Genomic DNA, 18,830 nt, shown 5'->3' on the forward strand with positions numbered 1-18,830 from the left:
TGTGTTTAAAAATGTTTATTGAACCACCCAGGGCACAATTGTCATTTTAGTTGTGTAAAAACCACTACTTTAAGCACAATATTGTTTGAATAGCAAGTATCGGTTGCCAATAATTTACGTCGCATCAACCACTACTTTAGTAGTGGTTGATAAGCATTCAAACAAATGCTTAATTCCTTTAGCCAAGGGTGCTATCTTTGTAGCCAATATGGAGAACCCCTTACTTGAACTAACCCAAGCCTACATTGATACAACAAATACCTTGGTGTTTTTGACAGGAAAGGCGGGAACCGGAAAAACTACTTTTTTAAGACACATTCGCCAAACTTCTAAAAAAAAGCTGGCCATTATTGCACCTACTGGTGTTGCTGCCATTAACGCCGGCGGTATGACTATCCATTCACTTTTTCAATTGCCGTTTGGCCCTATATTGCCTGGCACGGCAGAACGACCGGAAATTAGTTTTAATGCAGAAAAGCGTGATTTGCTGCAAAGTTTGGAATTGCTCATCATTGATGAGATCAGTATGGTACGGCCAGACGTGATCGATCAGCTTGATCTTATCTTATGTAATGTTCGTGGCAACCAGCATGCATTTGGTGGTGTGCAGTTGTTGCTCATTGGTGATCTGGCTCAGCTAAGCCCTATTGTGCGTGATGAAGAATGGGCCTTGCTTCGCCCCTACTACACTACACCTTACTTTTTCAGCAGCCAAGTACTTCAACGCACTCCATATTTGCGTATTGAACTTGACAAAGTTTACCGACAAAACGACGAGAATTTTGTGCGTATTTTAAACGAAATGCGTGAGCAGCGAATATCGGCTGCTGCTCTAGAAAAATTAAATGCCCGTTATCTGCCCAACTTTAAACCTAGCCCTCGAGACCCTTACATCACTTTAACTACCCACAACCGTATTGCACAGCAAATTAATACGGAACGGTTAGAAGAAAAGCCCGGTATTGAAACCGAGTATAAAGCCAGTATACGTGGCGAGTTTCCGTCCGACGCTTATCCTACAGAAACCAGCTTAAAGTTAAAGCCGGGCGCCCAGGTTATGTTTGTCAAGAATGATAGTTCGCCTGAGAAACGGTACTATAATGGAAAAGTCGGAACCGTGATAAAGCTCGAAGCCGATACAGTTCATGTGATTACGCCAGACGGCTTGGAAATCGCTGTTCAGGCGCTTGAATGGTCAAACGTTAAATATCAGCTGGACGGGGAAGAGATTAAAGAGAATAATGCCGGAAACTTTGTACAAATTCCGCTTAAACTGGCTTGGGCCATTACCATACACAAAAGTCAAGGACTTACGTTTGATAAGGCCATAATCGATGTAAGCGAAGCCTTTACACACGGGCAAGCCTACGTAGCACTCAGCCGTTGCCGGTCGTTGGAAGGCTTGGTGCTGCGTAATCCGGTAACAGCACAGAATATCATAGGCGATCCGGCTGTTACGCGCTTTAATCAAGACACATACAAGCATCAGCCCGATAACCATACTTTGCAAAAACATCAGGACGCTTATCGCTTATATTTATTAACGGAATTATTCAATTTCAACGAACTTAAAGATAGGGTTCAAAAATTTGACGGCTTATTGCCAAAGCTTTCAGATGATATTTTTATGGTGGCCGAAAAACTACCTGGACAATTATCCAAGTATTCCGCCGAACGCATTCAGAAAGCGGCCACGTATTTTTATGAAAAGTTAGAGACAGCAATACCAGACCTGCATATACAGCTTAGTCAACTTGTAGGCAACTCTAAAGAACTGGCAGGTAAAGCAGACGAACTATTGCGGTGGTTAATGACCAGATTAAAACTGCTGGAAGCTTTTAAGGACTTACCGTTTGCTACAGATAATTATCTTACGCTTAAACGAGAACCGAAAGTTTCTTTGAAACATTCATACTTAAAAGCGTTAAACGCGAAAGCCAATGAAAAGCTTTACGAACAGTTAATTACATGGCGCAATGAAACAGCAAAAGCAGAAAGCGTTTTGGGCAGTATGCTATTTACAGAACAAACGTTAACCGCCATTGCTGCTAAACTACCTGCAACGCTCAGAGCCCTAAGCGGCATCAGAGGCATTGGGCCGGAAAAAACCAACCGCTATGGCGCTGCTATTTTAACCCTGATTCGCACCTATCAGCAGAGCGAAAACGGCACAACTGAACAAGCTAGCTTATTCTAATTCATCAAGGTTTTACAATTAATACATAAGCTTTTAAATACGGTTGAGCAAAATAAGTGAGCCTACACAATCTTGGCAAAACTTAACGTGTTTTTAAGCACATGGAAGTGGAGCTGAGAAAAAAGTTCGTACAGGTAAAATTTTACAAGATTTGATTGCGGTTGTACAAAAAGAGCTGCCTATTGCTAAGCAGCTCTTTTTATATTTATAACTTTATACGTAAGTTGGATATTAACGCTCCATTTTGCGTGTAAACCAATTCTTTTAAAGCTATTATTTAGAACTTGATAATGAAAAAGGATAACTTGACGGATTAGTACCACGGGTAGTATTTGGCGTGGAAGACATATTAAAATTTATAGTTGTGCCTTGCATAAGCGCAGCATGTCCTAACCAATTGTTATCATATTGCTTGCCGTTAACGGTCATCGATTGGATGTATTTGTTATCGGCATTGTTGTTGGCTGCATTGATGGTGACAGTTTTACCGTTTTCTAAGGTAATCACTGCCTGCTTGAACAACGGAGCGCCCAATACATACTGGTTACTTGCCGGGCAAACCGGATAAAAACCTAAAGCTGAGAAAACATACCAAGCCGAGGTTTGTCCATTATCTTCATCACCACAATAGCCATCCGGCGTTGCCATATACAACCGGTTCATTATCTCTCTCACATGGAATTGCGTTTTCCAAGGCGCACCTCCAAAATTGTACAAGTAAGGCATGTGCTGTATAGGTTGATTGCCATGCGCATACTGGCCCATATTCATCACCTGCATTTCGCGCATTTCATGTATTACACCACCATTGCCCGCCAGACTAGGCGAAAGTGTAAATACAGAATCGAGCTTGTTTACAAATTGTTTAGAACCACCCATCAAATTAACCAATCCTTGTACGTCATGAAAAACCGACCATGAGTAATGCCAGCTATTACCTTCGGTAAATGCTCCGCCCCATTTAAGCGGATTAAAGTTTTTGTCAAAACTTCCATCCTCGTTTTTAGGACGCATTAAACCGCTGGCTTTATCGTACAGGTTACGATAGTTCTGTGAGCGCTTTCTGTACAGTTCCACCTCGGCGGCGGGCTTATTCAAAGCCTTAGCTAGCTGGTATATGGCAAAATCATCATAAGCGTACTCTAAAGTACGGGCCACGCTTTCTCTTACTTTTACATCTGTTGGCACATAACCCAGCTCATTATAATATTTAACACCATAGCGACCAACGGCCGAAATTGGCCCTTCGTTGTTTGCACCGTGTATCAATGCCTCATACAGTTTATTGATGTCATACCCGCGCAAACCTTTTAAATACGCATCAGCCACAACAGACGCCGAGTTGTTACCCACCATGATGTTGGCATATCCTGGACTGCTCCATTCGGGCAACCACCCTCCTTCTTTGTAATCGTTAATCAAACCTTCCTGCATTTCTTTGTTAATGGATGGATACATCAAATTCAAGAAAGGATATAATGCACGGAAAGTATCCCAAAAGCCGGTGCCGGCAAACATATAGCCCGGCATAATCTGTCCGTTATATGGGCTATAATGCATAATCTTATTCTGCGCATCTACTTCATACAGCTTGTTTGGGAAAAACAGCATACGATACAGGCAAGAATAGAAAGTGCGGGTTTGATCAACCGAGCCACCGCTTACCTTGATGCGGCTCATGGCTTTGTTCCATATGGCTTTCGCTTTTTGCTGCGTTGCATCAAAGCTGTCGTTTCCTAGTTCACGCTTTAAATTAAGCTCAGCCTGCTCAAAGCTGATGAAAGACGATGCTGTTTTAAGATGTACTTTTTCGCCTTTTGCAGTTTTGAATCCGATGATTGCGCCAACATGATTAGCTGTTAACTCTAATGAATCGCCAGCCAAAGCTTTGTCATTCCATGTACGCGCCACTGTAAAGGGCTTATCTACGTATATAACAAAGTAATTTTTAAAATTTTGAAGCTTTCCCCATGAATATTTGGTGGAATAACCAATGATTTTCCGCTCGCTTGGAATCACTTTAATGTATGATCCTTTATCAAAAGCATCTATCACCACAAAGGAACTGTCGGCCTTTGGATAAGTGAACCTAAATTGCGCAGCGCGCTCAGTTGGTGTAAGCTCGGTAGTAACGTCATGATCGGCTAAGTAAACACTGTAATAGTAAGGTTTACTTACCTCTGCTTTATGACTAAACCAGCTTGCCCTCTTTTCCTGGTCAAAGTCCATGTTCCCGGTAACCGGCATTACAGAAAATTGACCATAGTCATTCATCCATGGTGATGGCTGATGGGTTTGCTTAAAACCACGTATTTTGTCGGAGCCATAGGTATACATCCAACCGTCGCCATTTTTGCCGGTTTGCGGTGTCCAAAAATTCATGCCCCAAGGCACAGCCACCGCCGGGTAAGTATTGCCGTTAGATAGCTCAAATTTAGAGTCGGAACCCATTAAAGGGTTAGCCCACTCCTCTGGCGCACTAACTTTATCTACCTGTTGTCCGAAAACAATTTTGGTGGCCAATAGTAAAGTGCCGATTAATAATTTTTTCATTTAGTTATTGCAATTCTGGTTCTATATAAATTTGCTTTTAATAATAAACAAAGCAAATAATTATTTCTGTTTAAGAACTCAAGTTTGGTTATAAGCTGGCTTATACAGAACACAGGGCCAACGTTGGTTAAAACGCCAGCCCTGTGTAACGACTTTTAATTGTTATTAATAGCCAGGGTTCTGTCTCAGATTACTATTCAAGTTGATCTGACGGACAGGAATTGGATACAACGCCTTTGTAGGCTGTGTTGCATTGTGATCCCACCAGGTTGCAGTTGTAAACTTACCAAAACGTATCATATCGTCTCTTCTAAAACCTTCGAATATAAATTCACGGCCTCGTTCGGCTAGTAATTCGTCTAAGGTTAAAGTTGATGTAGTATAAGCTTTTGTAGCCCAATCAGTTGACGAAAACGCACGCTTTTTGCAATCGTTAACTAACTGAACAGCTGCATCAGTAGCTACTCCACCGTTTTTACGCATCAACGCTTCTGCTTTGGCAAAGTAAACCCAGGTTAAACGGTAGATGTTCCAGTCACCATTGTTGTAGTTTGGATCGATTGCCGGCACACCACCTGGCCCTGGTATTTGGTTACCAAGCTTGTATTTATTAAAGCGGACACCGCTATTCTCCTCACCTTCGCTCATGTTAGAAACAGTGGACCCTGCTTTATTTTTGCGAATGTTATCTACAAATTCCAGTTGGGAACCATTGTATTCTTCAGATGCAAGTACCGGTGTAACGCCATCAGAAAATTTAACTTGCGGGCCGATGAGCAACCAATTAGAACGGCGCTGGTCGGCAGCATCGTAAGTAGGATATACGTTAGGTATAACTACAATACCGTCATTACCATTGCGGCCGCCACCATAAATCTCTTGTTGCTTGAAGTGATAAAATTCGCTTGGCCATGATGGCTCAAAATTAGCGACACTGAAGTTATAAGCGATAGAAAATATGGCCTCTTTCGACAAATCGTTAGTGGTTTTGAATTGATCCGTAATGTTTGGATCCAACGCCATAACTCCGTTCTGACCGCCACCAGCATTATTGATCAGCTGATCGGCTGCTGCAATACAGTCATCCCAACGTGGGGTACCAGTCCATACCTCTGCATTAAGATATAACTCTACCAGCATTGCGTAAGCACCGGCCTGGCTCATGCGGCCTAGTTGTCCTTTTGAAAGCTTCGGCGCCTTATCAATATTATCTTTAATTTCTTTCTCGATAAACGCAAAAACTTCTGCTCTTGATCTAGTTTCCGGCTTAACAGGAGTTCCTACTTCTGTTGCTATAGGTATGTTACCGAACAAATCCATTAGTTTTAAATAATGGAAGGCTCTCAATAGCTTTAATTCAGCCAAATAACTGTCTTTTTCGGCCTGGGTAATACCCATCTGCGCAATATCACGTTTTTCGATATTGCCGATAGCATCATTACATAAGCCCATTCCCCAGTACATTAATACCCACGCGTTATTTATCCCCCCTTCGTCAGTGGTCCAGGTGTGGTAATGCAAACGCTTCCATTTGCCGCCATCTTCACCGTGACGGCCCTTAGTTGGCCAAGCTAATTGGTCCGCCGATAGTTCAGCCAACCGCCACCAGCCGTCTTGTCCCGATGGTGTTACCCAGGCATTGGCATGGGTATAAGGCCTTAATACTGCTGATATAACTTCGTTTTTATTTGTGTAAAAATTTTCAGTAAGCAATTGGTTGTAAGCGTTTTCTTCCAACTGCTTCTTGCAAGCTGTAGTGCATAAAACACCGGCAAGCGCCATGTATAATAATGATTTCTTTTTCATATAACTTATAATATTAGAAGCCAACATTTAAACCTACTAAGACTGATCGAGTGCTTGGATATGAACTTCTGTTATCCACTCCTAATGATAATGGGCTATTGTCATTAGTACGTGCGGCACTTATATCTGATACAAAGTCTGGATCGTTTCCAGTATAACTGGTTATAGTGATTAGATTTTGGCCTGTTAAATACACCCGCAGATTACGAATCATCTTTGTCTTAAATTTAAACGTATAGCCTAAAGTTATTTCGTCAAGTTTTAAGAATGAGCCGTTTTCAAGGTAGTAATCAGAGTATTGATAAGTATCGTTGATCTGGTTATATTTTGAGAATGTACTTTCCAATAAGTTACCCGACCATGTGCGGTTTGCATAGCTTAAAGCAGTGGTGTTAAGTATCTTAAAACCAAACTTTCCTCTTAAAAACGTTCTTAGATCAAAGTTTTTATAAGCGAAGCTGTTTGTTAATGATGCATAATACTTAGGGATAGCATTACCCAGCTTAGCTAAATCTGTAGTGCTACGATCGTTTAAGTTGCTGTTGATCGAAGCATTTGGTACTGCCTCTCCGTTACGGTTGTAAAACAACCATTTACCGTCAGGCGTAAATCCGGCAAAACGCTTACCCCAAAACTCGCCCAGCGCACCGCCTTCAAATACTGCAACAGCATCACCTAACGCACCTGCTCCACCGATTGGAGATGATGTTATTAATTTGATTGTGTATTCATTATTTGAGTAAGAATCTAACTTATTGCTAAATGTGCTCGCAGTAGCATCGATGTTCCATTTAAAATCTCTACCCTGTATTGCCGCGTAACTCAACTGTAATTCTATACCTTTTGAAGAGATTGTTCCGACATTTGTATATAAGAAGTTTCGAACAAAGGCAGGCACAGGTGCTTCATACCGGTCTAATAAATCCTTAGTGGTTCGTTTGTATACATCAATTGAACCAGAAAGGCGGTTTTTCAGCAAGGTGAAATCTAGACCTAAATTTGCTTCCCTTTTGGTTTCCCAACGTAAGTTTGGATTAGGATTCCTGTCTGGTCCATAGGTTTCTAAGTATGTTCCATCAGGAAATAAGTATCTACCGCCGCCGCCTAACGTTACTCTTGAGGCATTGTTTTCAAAGCCACTATTTCCGGTTACACCATAACCTACACGTAGCTTTAAATAATCAATGAAATCGTACTTTTTGATGAATGATTCTTGACTAAGCACCCATCCAGCACTTACTGATGGAAAGTATCCGAACTTGTTATTGTCCCCAAATCTTGATGATCCTTCTCTTCTTACAATACCTTGCAACAGGTACTTGTCGTCAAAAGCATAATTAATTCTACCAAATAATGCAACCAAAGTGTTATCATTCTTACCACTGCCCATACCTGCTCTGCCAAGTGTAAGTGCAGAGCCTTGGCTTAAATTATCCTCATGAAACTGATCGTTGATAAATCCTCTATTCTCAGCATAGGAATTTTCAAATATACCATAACGATAACTATACCCCGCAAGCGCTGTTACGCTATGTTTTTGCATAAAGGTGTTTTTATATTGCAACGTAGGCTCAAAAGCATACTCTTGGCTTAAATAGTCACCTTTATAAGCATAACCTCCATTAACAATGCTGGTATACTCTCTAGATGCCTCACTCTGCTTCATTGCATACCGGCTATCAACATAGCTGTTTCTTACTACGGAGCCAAATGCTGTTGCAGTTAAATTTTTAACAATTTCCAAATCAGCTTTCACGCTACCTGATGTGGTTTGTTGCTTACGTATGTTTGTTTCTTGAAATAAACGAGCATATTCGTTAGTACTAGTCAAATCAAACCGGTAGCTGCCATCGGGATTAAAATTAGATAGCGTTGGGTTTTTGGTACGTTCACTTTCCCATCCGCCGCCGCCTAATAAGTTAGCTCTGTTAAAATTGGTGGCTAAATCCACAGCAACATTCAGCTTATCATTCAGACCTTTTTGGGTCATGTTTAATCTTAAGGTATACTCTTTGCGTGCGTTCTCTTTACCTATACCTTGCAAATCCCGGTAGTTTAAACTCGCCCGGTAAGTGCTTTTGTCTGTACCACCCGAAAGCGCAAAGTTATGGTTATGACTTATGTTGTCTTTATTAACCAAATCGCCAAGAAAGTCAGTTGAACTTCCGAAATCTTTTTGCTTGATGTCGCCTGAAGCAATGCGCTGACGGTATTCGTCAGCAGTTAAAAAGTCAAGGCGCCTAATTAAAAATTCTTTTCTTACATAATTAGAGTAATCAAACTGAGGAGTGCCCTTTTTACCTTTTTTTGTAGTAATTAAAATTACGCCGTTATTTGCTGTCGTACCATAAATTGCAGCACCCGATCCGTCTTTAAGTACGTCTATCGATGCTATATCATCCTGTTGTAACAAATCCAAATTACCACCAGGTATACCATCAATTACAAATAGCGGCGTTGTACTTCCGGTAACCGTTACAGCACCACGTAACTGAATGGAAACAGCACTATTAGGGTTAGATCCTCCGGCACGGGTAACAGTTAAACCAGCCACTTTGCCTTGTACAAGGTCTATCGGACTTCTCGCTCCGCTTTGTCTAAAATCGGCCGAATCAACGTGAGCAACTGCCGATGTTACTTCTTTTCTGCTTTGGCTACCGTAACCTACAACTACAACATCACTTAAAGCTTGAGAATTTTCTGCAAGCTTAATGTTTATTTGAGTACGGCTAATTACGCTTACTTCTTGAGTTGTAAAACCCACAAAACTAAAAACCAGCGTTCCGGTTGCTTCTACGCTAATGCTATAGCGACCGGCAACATCTGTAACCGTACCAGTAGTAAAACCTTTTACCTTAACACTTACACCAGGTAAAGGTTGACCTTGGCTATCGGTTACTGTACCTTGTACTTGAATTGGAGCAGCTACTGCTGAGTGATTTACAGAAACCTCTGCCTTTTTAAGCACGATGGTTTGTTGAAAAACCTTAAAGTTTAAAGGTTGATTTCTAAAGCATATTTCTAAAGCTTTTTCTAATGATACCTGCTCAAGATTTACGGTGATCAAACCTGCTTTTGAAACATCTTTTTTGTCATACAAAAAATGATAGCCTGTTTGCTTCTCGATTTCACTTAAGATAGTTTTTACATTTGCATTTTTTTCATGCAGGCTTACAATTTGGCTATACGTTTTTCCATATACATTCACTAATGATGTAAGAAGAAAAACAGCAATTAATTTCATAACTAAAATCGTTTGTGATTGTTGAGGCCAATATAAGGGATTGGCCCTAGTATTAAATTTCATACTTGCGTTAAAGGTTAAATAAACATTCGATTTCTTACTCGGATAGTTTTAAGAAAATGCGACTAACTGAAGTCGGGAAAGTGCGCCAACACTTTCCGGCTTTTTATTTCATAAACCAGTTATAAAAATAAAAGCCACATTAACTTTCGGCCATGCTGTACATACATTACAGGTTTGCCGCTTAGTGGGTTTAATTAAGTACTTTTTTTCTCATAAATGTAATTGGGATTGGAGTTAATGATTAGAAAAATTAATTGAGGACAATAATATTACTGCCCTCAATTTTGAATTTAACGCCTGTGTAGCTAAGCATGTTAAGCAGTTCAGACGCTTTCACATTGCGTGATATGGTTCCGGTTAAATTTTTTGTGGGTATATTTCCAGCATAGGTAATATTTACATTATACCAACGGCTTATCTGCCGCATAACTTCGGAAATACTGGTGTCGTCGAATTTAAAAAATCCGTCTTTCCAGGCTGTTTCGGCTTCAATGTCTATATTGCTTTTAACAATCAATTTTCCTTGTGAGTCAGTAACAGCTTGTTCTCCTGGAGTTAATAGTTTTTCTACCGCATTCTTCTTCACTTGAACCGAGCCTTCAAGCAAAGTAGTTTTAGTTACACCTTCATCGCTATAAGCCATTACATTAAAATGGGTACCAAATACTTTAATTTCTGATTGGTTGGCTATAACGCTAAATGGTTTTGACGGATTTTTTGCTACTTCAAAATAAGCCTCTCCGGTTAGTTCAACAATTCTATTGCTTGCATTAAATACTGAAGGAAAGTGTATAGAGGACGCAGAGTTTAACCAAACTTTTGTACCGTCTGATAATACCACGCGGTATTGCCCACCCTGCGGTGTGGCTAATGTGTTGTATACTAATGCTTGCTGTTTAAGTAAATTGCCGTTAAACTTATATTCTAACTGTCCGTTAGCTTCTTTGCGTACAGCAATACCACCTTGATTTAAAAGCACTCCTTGCTGAGATGTGTTTAATACAATTACCTTTCCATTACTTAATGTCAACGTAGCCTTGTCGCTTCCGGGTAGAAGGTCATGCGCTAGTTTCGTCTTATCAACACCCTCTTTAATTGAAGGCGTTAGGTTTTTCCAATATATATAACCAACAGTTATTAAGACAGCCGACAGCGTTGCTGCCATGAAAAGCCAAAAGGAAAAGTTATTCTTGGTAGTGTGTTTCTCTGTATCAGTAGGGTGTGTTTCAAAAATGTGTTTAAATACACGTTCGCTTTGCTCAGCAGAAAATAGCGGTTCGGGCTTTTGAGCTTTTTCCCAAACATCAGATAAATAAGAATCAATGGCATCGTTATATCGGCCATCTTTAAATAGCTGATACAATTCCTCCAATTCTGACGATGTGGCGGTATTATCAAAATATTTTTGTAAAAGATAGTAAAGCCTCTCCTTTAGGATATCCATAGGTTATAACGCCCAAACAGTAGTTTAAGGCTAATTAATAACAAGACAATAAGAGAGCAAAAAAAGGGGGTATTGACTTTGAAATATTTTAAATAAAATTCATCATGAAAGTTAAGAACAGCAGTGAACTGCTGCGACTTTTTACATGATTTACAATGGATATATTAGCTATCTGAAGATATTTTTTTACCGTTTCATGCGATATATGCATTACTTCGGCAATTTCAGCATATTTTAACCGCTCGTGGCGGCTTAGCAAATACACCTTACGTTGTTGAGTGGGTAAGCGGTCAATAGCTTCGTCAATTAGCTCATAACAATCATTCAAGCTGGCATCTTCTTCAAAAATTTGGCTATAGCTTTCTTCAACTTGTTTTTGCCCCATGCGAATGCTAAACTGTTTTTTTAAACAGTTTAAGGCATGATTTTTTGATATAACAAACAAGTAAGCGTTAAAATTTTTGACGGATCTTAATGCAGATCGGTTCATCCAAATTTTTAGAAAAACATCCTGAACCACTTCTTCTGCCATTTCAACAGAATTAGTTAAGACCATTATGTATCGTCCTAACTGATTATGATATTGATTAAATAGCTGGCGAAATGCAATTTCATCGCCGTCAGCAATTTTTTTTAGAGATTCTTGATCACATAACTCAAAGTAAGACACAGCAATTATAATTGTTTAGGATGTACTATTGAATTTGTTTAAATATAGCGTTTGGTAAATATATAATATATCTACAAATGAAAATAGCCCAGACATAATTATAATTTTTTTTTCTTTAAATTAAATCCGATTATTTTCTCACCATTTTCTCCACTAAATAAGTAAGAATATTCGACTTTCATCATTTTATCTTAATTTGATTTATTTCTATTTTTTTACAGTTAGACATCGTAACAATGCCTGTGTGAAGATAAAACAAACCGAGCTTTGGTTAAAATGAACCAAATTATACTTTTCACTGATGAGCAATCTTCAAGTGCGTAAATCATGACGTATACAGCACCTCTTTATTTGGTTATTAATACAATTACCTTATCCGGGTCATCAGCATCAGGCTGCTGAACTGGCATTGTAAGCGTTTTGCCAATTAGACTAACTTTTACCTGTTGTTTTGTTTTCAGGAGATAGGCCCTCTCAACTTTTTTAAAGGGAACCTGTTGCAGTACAATTTGATTGTTTACTGGTTTAAGGGGATGAATGTAAAGTATATTGTCTTTTTGTGTAATGCAGCCCCATTTTTGCGGACGAATGTATCCCATTTGGGTTTCATATACACTAGGGCCATAAGTTTTCAGCCACTCTCCCATCCAATGCAGGCGTTCTACAAATTCGGGTTGAATTTCGCCATTGGGCATCGGGCCAATATTTAACAAAAGGTTGCCGCCGTTACCTGCTGATTTAACCAACAGGTTAACCAGTTGGGCGTGCGACTTATAAGTCGTATCCACAAGGTTAAAACCCCAGCTGTTATTAATAGTAGCGCAGGTTTCCAGTGGCAAATTTGATATGTTTTGAAAGCTCATGCCTGCAGTATTTTCGCCGGGTACATCCTGTTCGAACATTTGAAAATCTTCACCTTCCAATGGTGTATTGTGATGGTTGTTCCCTATCATACATTGTGGCTGCAAGCGGTGAATTAAATCGTAAATTTCACGAATGTGCCAGTCGGCATTAATTTTAGTAACTCTATGATCTTTGCTTTCTTCCATCTGATCCCAGTAACCGTCAAACCAAATTCCGCCAATCTCGCCATAATTGGTCAGCAGTTCGGTTAACTGGTTTTTCATAAACTGGATGTAGTTGTTCCAATCGCCACGCACTGTCCGACCGGTCCCTTTACCGGTTCGACCGGTCCAGTATTGATAATCATCCCGCCGCCAATCAAGCAGAGAGTAGTATAAAAATAGCTTAATACCTTGCTTATGACATTCGTCTGCCATCTGTTTAACAATATCTTTTTTATAAGGCGTATGCATAATGTTAAAATCGGAATACTTGGTATCCCACAAGCTAAACCCATCGTGATGGCGGCTAACCAGGGTTATATACTTCATGCCACCTTGCTTAGCTATGGCAACCCATTGCTGGGCGTTAAAGTTTATAGGGTTAAAAAACCTTTCTAACCGGGTATAATTTTTAACCGTGATATTTCGATTGTTCATCACCCATTCGCCATCGCCAGGTAAACTAAAAGGCCCCCAGTGAATAAACATACCATATTTAGCTTGTGTAAACCACTGCCTTGCTTGCTGATTAGCGACTGTGGGTTTGTAAGTATCCTGTCCAAAACTACGGATAGCAATAATTAATGATAAAGCGCAAAAGACTATAGATTTCACTTTCATGAGGTTGAACATGGCATAAAACGTATTAGTAAACAAGATAGTAATAAGTAAGCTATTTTGCTGCTTAAAGCTATAACATGCTTATGTTTTACAATACTACCTGCGTGTCCTTCTGGAAGCAAAGCGATTGATTTTTTTATCTGTCAGTTATCGTTTTTCATTTACTAAGAAGTTGTTACTTATTTAATCTATATTAGGATAAGTGCTGGCAAGCTTCTTCATAGAATGGCTTGTCCAAACTATATCTACCTGAATTTAAAACCTAAAATCAATTACGGCCATATATGCAACTACAACTTCCTCAGCGGCTATTATCTATTGACGTGCTAAGAGCTTTAACCATGTTTTTGATGATTTTTGTTAACGATGTAAGCGGTGTAAAACATATTCCAGAATGGATAGACCATGCAAAAGCGTCAGATGATGCCATGGGTTTTGCAGATGTTATATTTCCTGCGTTTCTGTTTATTGTTGGACTGTCTTTGCCGCTGGCCATTAATAACCGTATCAAAAAAGGCGACAATAACCGGCGGTTATTCTACTATATACTTACCAGAAGCGCTGCGCTTTTAATTATGGGTTTTTACCACGTTAATCTGGAATCGTACAGCGCCACTGCGATGTTACCCAAAGCCGTTTGGGCACTTATCATCACCTTTAGTTTTTTTTTGATTTGGCTCGATTATCCCAAGACATTTTTAAAAACAGCAAAATACAGCCTTATGGCAGCTGGCCTATTGTTGCTATTAGCTATGGCTTCATTATATAAAGGCGGTGATGATTCCGTACCTCATGGCATGCGCCCTTCATGGTGGGGCATTCTGGGTATCATCGGATGGTCGTATCTGGTATGCGGGCTATTGTACTTCGTCCTGAAAGGTAATATAAAACTGCTCCTGGTATTTTATGTAATCTTTATTGTTATTAACATTCTATTTCATACAGCAGTACCCAAAGGCAAGTTGTGGATAATTGGCGATGCATCTTCGGTTGCACTGGTTATGGGTGGCGTTATGATTTCAAAGCTATTTGCTTATCTGGTAGAAACAGGAAAAAGCAATAGAATGTGGTTATTTTTAGCTGTTGCGGGTACCGGCCTTATACTGGCAGGATTACTAATAAGGCCTTATGCAGAAGGCATATCCAAAATACGCTCAACACCGGCTTGGGTATTTATATGCAGCGGCATCACTATTCTTGCCTTTGAATTAACTATTTATTTAATAGACGTAAAAGGTAATAAAGACTGGTTTAAGTGGATACGACCAGCAGGCACAAGCACACTTACCTGTTATCTTCTACCCTATTTCCAAGTCTTTCTGCTGATGCTTTTCAATGTTAAATATCCGGATGTGTTCAATTATGGGGCAGGCGGCATATTACGCTCGTTGCTTACTGCTTTTATTCTTATTCAAATTGCAGGCTTTTTAGAGAAAAGGCATTTGCGACTTAAAATATAGCAAGCAATAACAAGCAGATATGTAAATTCAATATTACCGTTTTTAGTTGGTATGATGTCATTGGTTCCTTACAGTTGGGCTTGCTGCAGATAATTAAGGATGTAACATTTCTTAATGTACATTAACTCTGAGTTGACGTAACTAAAGTTTCTTTGCATTAACAAACTAAACAACACATATCATGAGCAAAATTACAGTAAAAGACGGAACCGAAATTTATTACAAAGACTGGGGAACAGGTCAGCCAATTGTTTTCCATCATGGATGGCCTTTATCAAGTGATGACTGGGATTCACAGATGATGTTTTTTGTAGAAAAAGGTTACCGGGTAATTGCCCACGACCGCAGAGGCCATGGCAGATCAACCCAAACAGCAACCGGCAATGACATGGAAACTTATGCGGCCGATGTTGCAGAACTGGTTGAACACCTGAACCTTAAAGACGCTATCCATGTAGGCCATTCTACCGGAGGCGGTGAGGTAATACGCTATGTGGCCAAGTATGGTAAAGGCCGTGTTGCGAAAGCGGTACTTATTAGCGCTGTTACCCCTATCATGGTTCAAAATGAAAACAACCCCAACGGTGTGCCTTTGTCCGTATTTGATGAAATTCGTGAAATGACGGCAACGCAAAGAACACAATACTTTCAGGATTTTACGCTGCCTTTTTACGGTTATAATCGTGAAGGTGCAAAAGTATCGCAAGGTGTTCGTGACAACTGGTGGCGCCAGGGTATGATGGGTGGCATCAAGGCGCACTATGATTGTATAAAAGCTTTTTCGGAAACAGATTTTACGGAAGATTTAAAAAGTATTGAGATACCAGTACTAGTTTTACATGGCGAAGATGACCAGATTGTACCTTTTGAAATTACCGGCGCCAAAGCAGCCCAACTGGTTAAAAATGGAAAACTGATTTCATACCCGGGCTTTCCGCACGGAATGCCAACAACGGAAGCGGCAACCATCAACAAAGATCTTTTAGCTTTCATTCAATCCTGATCTGTATATCGTTTAAGATATAAACACTAAAAAGCTACCAACGGAGATGTTGGCAGCTTTTTTTGTATCAAACCGCAGTTAGTTAGAAAGTACCTATGGTTTTACCAGTATGCAGAATTCTAAACGAAGTTTTTCTCAAGAGATTTTAATGTGGGAACACATTCAGACTTTTTAGCACTAGTTGCCGGTACAACTTACTAACCGGGATTTGATATTGCTGAATCTCGAGCGATTCGTTAGTGAATGAAGTTATTTTGTCAATAGCAACGATAAACGAGCGATGTGTTCGTATAAACGATTCTTCAGGCAGCATTACCGCTAATGCCGCAATAGAGTATTTGGTAATAATGGTGCCTTTTTCTGTAATGATTTTTACATAATCTTTAAGGCTTTCAATGTACTGGATGTCTTTTATTAAAACCTTAACCATCTTCCGGTCGGCCCTAAAGTAAAGGAAAGCTTGGTTTGATAATGGTTCAACCGGCCTTTCACTTACTTGGTCTTGCACAACCTCTTTTGGCAATGCTTTCATAACGGCTTTTAAAAATCGGTCAAATTGTATTGGCTTTAGTAAATAGTCAGCTACATCAAGTTCAAAACCCTGCAATGCGTATTGCTCAAAAGCCGTGGTAAGCACAATTTTAGGAGGTGCCTTTAGTGTTTTAATTAGCTCCAGACCACTTACCTGTGGCATGTGTATATCTAAAAACAAAAGGTCAATGGCATGTGATTGTAGTACGGCCAGTGCTTGCAGGGCATTGTTGCATTCATCAATTAAGTTAAGCATAGGTATTTGCCTGATGTACCGCTTCAATATTTCCCGCGCAGGCGGTTCATCGTCAACGATCAGACAATTGAATATCTTTTCTGCTTTCATGATATGGGTTTGGTTTTGAGGTAGCTAGATCAGCAGGTGGTACATAATCAAGCGAAAGTTTCAAGTTAACTACGTACATGTCTACTTCATTAAGCACCTTAAATTCATATTTACCGGCATAAATTAGATCTAATCTTTTTTGTGTGTTTGCGGTACCTATACCGGCATGGGCTTCTTTTATGCCCGGGGCTTTGCCATTAATTAGCCTTAAAGATAACACAGCTCCGTTCAAAGTCATGTCCATGCTAATCCACGGATCGCTTATCATTTTACTGGCGCCATGTTTAAAACAATTTTCAATTAGCGGAAGCAGCAATAATGGAGCAATTTTTAAGTTAGTTGGCGGCTTTGGCATATTTACAGACAGATCGAGGTGCTTATCATAACGGGCTTTTTCCAGCGCTATGTAATCAGCCAACATTTTCAACTCCTTGTCGAGCGACACAAATGGCTGATTACACTCGTAAAGCATATAGCGCAGCAATTCAGATAGTCCGAATATCATGTTTGATGCAGTGACCGATACCTCCTGTGTATAACTAAATATGTTGTTCAATGTATTGAAAAGAAAATGAGGGTGTATTTGGGCCTTTAGCATCTGTAATTCTGCACTTACTTTTTCCCGCTCTAAAATCAGCGCAGCCTGCTCTTTCTCATAAAAGCATTTCATCAGCTTAATAGCTGCAGCTAATCCGCCGATAGTTATCCCCCCTCTGAGACCAGCCATAACAGAAATACAGAGCTGAATATATAGAGGCGACTCAGCATTAATTGATGGAACGCCTGATGCCTTTCGCATATACTCTATTAACGTAAGCGTAATAATGGCCGACAATATAGCCGTAACCAGAAACAGAATGGCAGACACAAAAGTTGCTATGCCATACTGCCCTTTTAACACAAAGCGGGGTATTACCCAATACATCAGTGTATAAGCCAAAAACTGATGCGGCATTAAATAAGCAAGACTCTCGGGGCTAGTCATGCTTAGGCGTGCTAAAAAACTTTGCTGTTGCAATACCGGCGAAGGCGAAAAGGAATACAGCACCGCCTGAAACAGAAACCACGATAACCAAAATACGCAATGCCTAACAATTCGCCATTTGGTTTGATTGGAAAACACGAAAGGTAAAGCATTCATAACCAAGCTACTTACTTTAAAGATACAATTGTTTCTAACAAAAGCACAGCACAAGTATGCTTATTAGCTCAACAACTCTTTTTAGGGTACAAAAGCATTTCATCGACGATAAAAAGACTTCATGTGTGTTAATTAATATTATGACACCATGAAACAGCCACCAGTCTACTTTCCAAAATTGATGCGTTAGCAGAACTTATATTTGATGTATAGTTTATTTATAATCAACAAATTAACTCGTTAAATATGAAAAATCTTTTTATGACTACAATTGCGTTATTATTAATTAGCGCTTTTGCCCCTCAAGTTAATGCACAAAGCAGAACTGAATGTTTATCACCAGATGGTTACTGGGTATTGGTAAGCAATAAAAACACAAAGAACGTCACAACGGTCCAGTTTTATAACGCAGAGAATTCCCTTATCTATCAAGAAGAAATACGGGATCAAAAAGTAAATATCAATCGCATTAAAACACTCCGTTGCCTTAAGAAAGGTTTAGACTCTGCATTACTTGCGTGGAATTTAGAAAAGCAAGCTGTATACAACAAAAGCTGGGTAGCCATTAACCTTAAAGGCAAACAGCGATAAATGAAATTACCTAAGCTAACAGCGTTTGGAATACAACTAGCTTGGCAAGCACCCACATTCGTGAGTATTATCATGTAATCAATTACACATGGAAAG

At 39.7% G+C, this 18,830-nt stretch carries 12 protein-coding genes; 4 read left to right on the plus strand and 8 right to left on the minus strand.

Annotated features, from left to right (window positions below):
* The first annotated feature begins 208 nt into the window (after positions 1 to 208).
* Positions 209 to 2,197: an HRDC domain-containing protein gene (locus GPM24_RS07680; protein WP_158826185.1), complete on the plus strand. Its 1,989-nt coding sequence runs from the start codon at positions 209 to 211 to the stop codon at positions 2,195 to 2,197.
* A gap of 273 nt (positions 2,198 to 2,470) precedes the next feature.
* On the opposite strand, the gene GPM24_RS07685 is transcribed toward GPM24_RS07680, so the two are convergent.
* The 6 genes from GPM24_RS07685 to GPM24_RS07710 all read right to left on the minus strand — a co-directional run bounded on the left by GPM24_RS07685 (position 2,471) and on the right by GPM24_RS07710 (position 13,662).
* The gene (locus GPM24_RS07685; protein ID WP_158826186.1) at positions 2,471 to 4,750 is read right to left on the minus strand and encodes a GH92 family glycosyl hydrolase; all 2,280 of its coding nucleotides are present in this window, start codon (positions 4,748 to 4,750) and stop codon (positions 2,471 to 2,473) included.
* Positions 4,751 to 4,915: 165 nt separating this feature from the next.
* Positions 4,916 to 6,556, minus strand: a complete 1,641-nt coding sequence (locus GPM24_RS07690; RefSeq protein WP_158826187.1) for a RagB/SusD family nutrient uptake outer membrane protein — start codon at positions 6,554 to 6,556, stop codon at positions 4,916 to 4,918.
* 13 nt (positions 6,557 to 6,569) lie between these two features.
* Positions 6,570 to 9,800, minus strand: coding sequence for a SusC/RagA family TonB-linked outer membrane protein (locus GPM24_RS07695; RefSeq protein ID WP_158826188.1), 3,231 nt, complete (start codon positions 9,798 to 9,800; stop codon positions 6,570 to 6,572).
* A 313-nt stretch (positions 9,801 to 10,113) separates the two neighbouring features.
* Positions 10,114 to 11,307 (minus strand): FecR family protein, encoded by a 1,194-nt coding sequence (locus GPM24_RS07700; RefSeq protein ID WP_158826189.1) that lies wholly within the window; start codon positions 11,305 to 11,307, stop codon positions 10,114 to 10,116.
* A gap of 88 nt (positions 11,308 to 11,395) precedes the next feature.
* Positions 11,396 to 11,977, minus strand: coding sequence for an RNA polymerase sigma-70 factor (locus tag GPM24_RS07705; protein ID WP_158826190.1), 582 nt, complete (start codon positions 11,975 to 11,977; stop codon positions 11,396 to 11,398).
* A gap of 347 nt (positions 11,978 to 12,324) precedes the next feature.
* Entirely contained in the window at positions 12,325 to 13,662 is a 1,338-nt protein-coding gene (locus GPM24_RS07710; RefSeq protein WP_158826191.1) for an alpha-L-fucosidase, read from the minus strand.
* A gap of 284 nt (positions 13,663 to 13,946) precedes the next feature.
* On the opposite strand from GPM24_RS07710, the gene GPM24_RS07715 reads away from it, so the two are divergent.
* Positions 13,947 to 15,122, plus strand: coding sequence for a DUF5009 domain-containing protein (locus tag GPM24_RS07715; protein WP_158826192.1), 1,176 nt, complete (start codon positions 13,947 to 13,949; stop codon positions 15,120 to 15,122).
* Positions 15,123 to 15,303: 181 nt separating this feature from the next.
* A complete protein-coding gene (locus tag GPM24_RS07720; protein ID WP_158826193.1) occupies positions 15,304 to 16,125 on the plus strand; it encodes an alpha/beta fold hydrolase in 822 nt (273 codons plus the stop codon).
* A 145-nt stretch (positions 16,126 to 16,270) separates the two neighbouring features.
* Here GPM24_RS07720 and GPM24_RS07725 read toward each other — a convergent pair whose 3' ends face one another.
* Both GPM24_RS07725 and GPM24_RS07730 read right to left on the minus strand, forming a co-directional pair.
* Positions 16,271 to 17,002, minus strand: coding sequence for a LytR/AlgR family response regulator transcription factor (locus GPM24_RS07725; RefSeq protein ID WP_158826194.1), 732 nt, complete (start codon positions 17,000 to 17,002; stop codon positions 16,271 to 16,273).
* Positions 16,965 to 18,143, minus strand: a complete 1,179-nt coding sequence (locus GPM24_RS07730; RefSeq protein WP_233268760.1) for a sensor histidine kinase — start codon at positions 18,141 to 18,143, stop codon at positions 16,965 to 16,967. The genes GPM24_RS07725 and GPM24_RS07730 overlap by 38 nt, the downstream gene beginning before the upstream one ends.
* 246 nt (positions 18,144 to 18,389) lie before the next feature.
* On the opposite strand from GPM24_RS07730, the gene GPM24_RS07735 reads away from it, so the two are divergent.
* Complete coding sequence (locus GPM24_RS07735; protein ID WP_158826195.1) at positions 18,390 to 18,734, plus strand: hypothetical protein; 345 nt, start codon at positions 18,390 to 18,392, stop codon at positions 18,732 to 18,734.
* Positions 18,735 to 18,830: the final 96 nt, after the last annotated feature.

This window comes from Mucilaginibacter lacusdianchii (assembly GCF_009770985.1).
GTDB classification, from domain to species: domain Bacteria; phylum Bacteroidota; class Bacteroidia; order Sphingobacteriales; family Sphingobacteriaceae; genus Mucilaginibacter; species Mucilaginibacter lacusdianchii.

Coding starts and splice junctions, on each gene's coding strand:
- GPM24_RS07680 (WP_158826185.1), top strand. CDS start 209: ATGGAGAACCCCTTACTTGAACTAACCCAAGCCTACATTGATACAACA.
- GPM24_RS07685 (WP_158826186.1), bottom strand. CDS start 4,750: ATGAAAAAATTATTAATCGGCACTTTACTATTGGCCACCAAAATTGTT.
- GPM24_RS07690 (WP_158826187.1), bottom strand. CDS start 6,556: ATGAAAAAGAAATCATTATTATACATGGCGCTTGCCGGTGTTTTATGC.
- GPM24_RS07695 (WP_158826188.1), bottom strand. CDS start 9,800: ATGAAATTAATTGCTGTTTTTCTTCTTACATCATTAGTGAATGTATAT.
- GPM24_RS07700 (WP_158826189.1), bottom strand. CDS start 11,307: ATGGATATCCTAAAGGAGAGGCTTTACTATCTTTTACAAAAATATTTT.
- GPM24_RS07710 (WP_158826191.1), bottom strand. CDS start 13,662: ATGAAAGTGAAATCTATAGTCTTTTGCGCTTTATCATTAATTATTGCT.
- GPM24_RS07715 (WP_158826192.1), top strand. CDS start 13,947: ATGCAACTACAACTTCCTCAGCGGCTATTATCTATTGACGTGCTAAGA.
- GPM24_RS07720 (WP_158826193.1), top strand. CDS start 15,304: ATGAGCAAAATTACAGTAAAAGACGGAACCGAAATTTATTACAAAGAC.
- GPM24_RS07725 (WP_158826194.1), bottom strand. CDS start 17,002: ATGAAAGCAGAAAAGATATTCAATTGTCTGATCGTTGACGATGAACCG.
- GPM24_RS07730 (WP_233268760.1), bottom strand. CDS start 18,143: ATGAATGCTTTACCTTTCGTGTTTTCCAATCAAACCAAATGGCGAATT.
- GPM24_RS07735 (WP_158826195.1), top strand. CDS start 18,390: ATGAAAAATCTTTTTATGACTACAATTGCGTTATTATTAATTAGCGCT.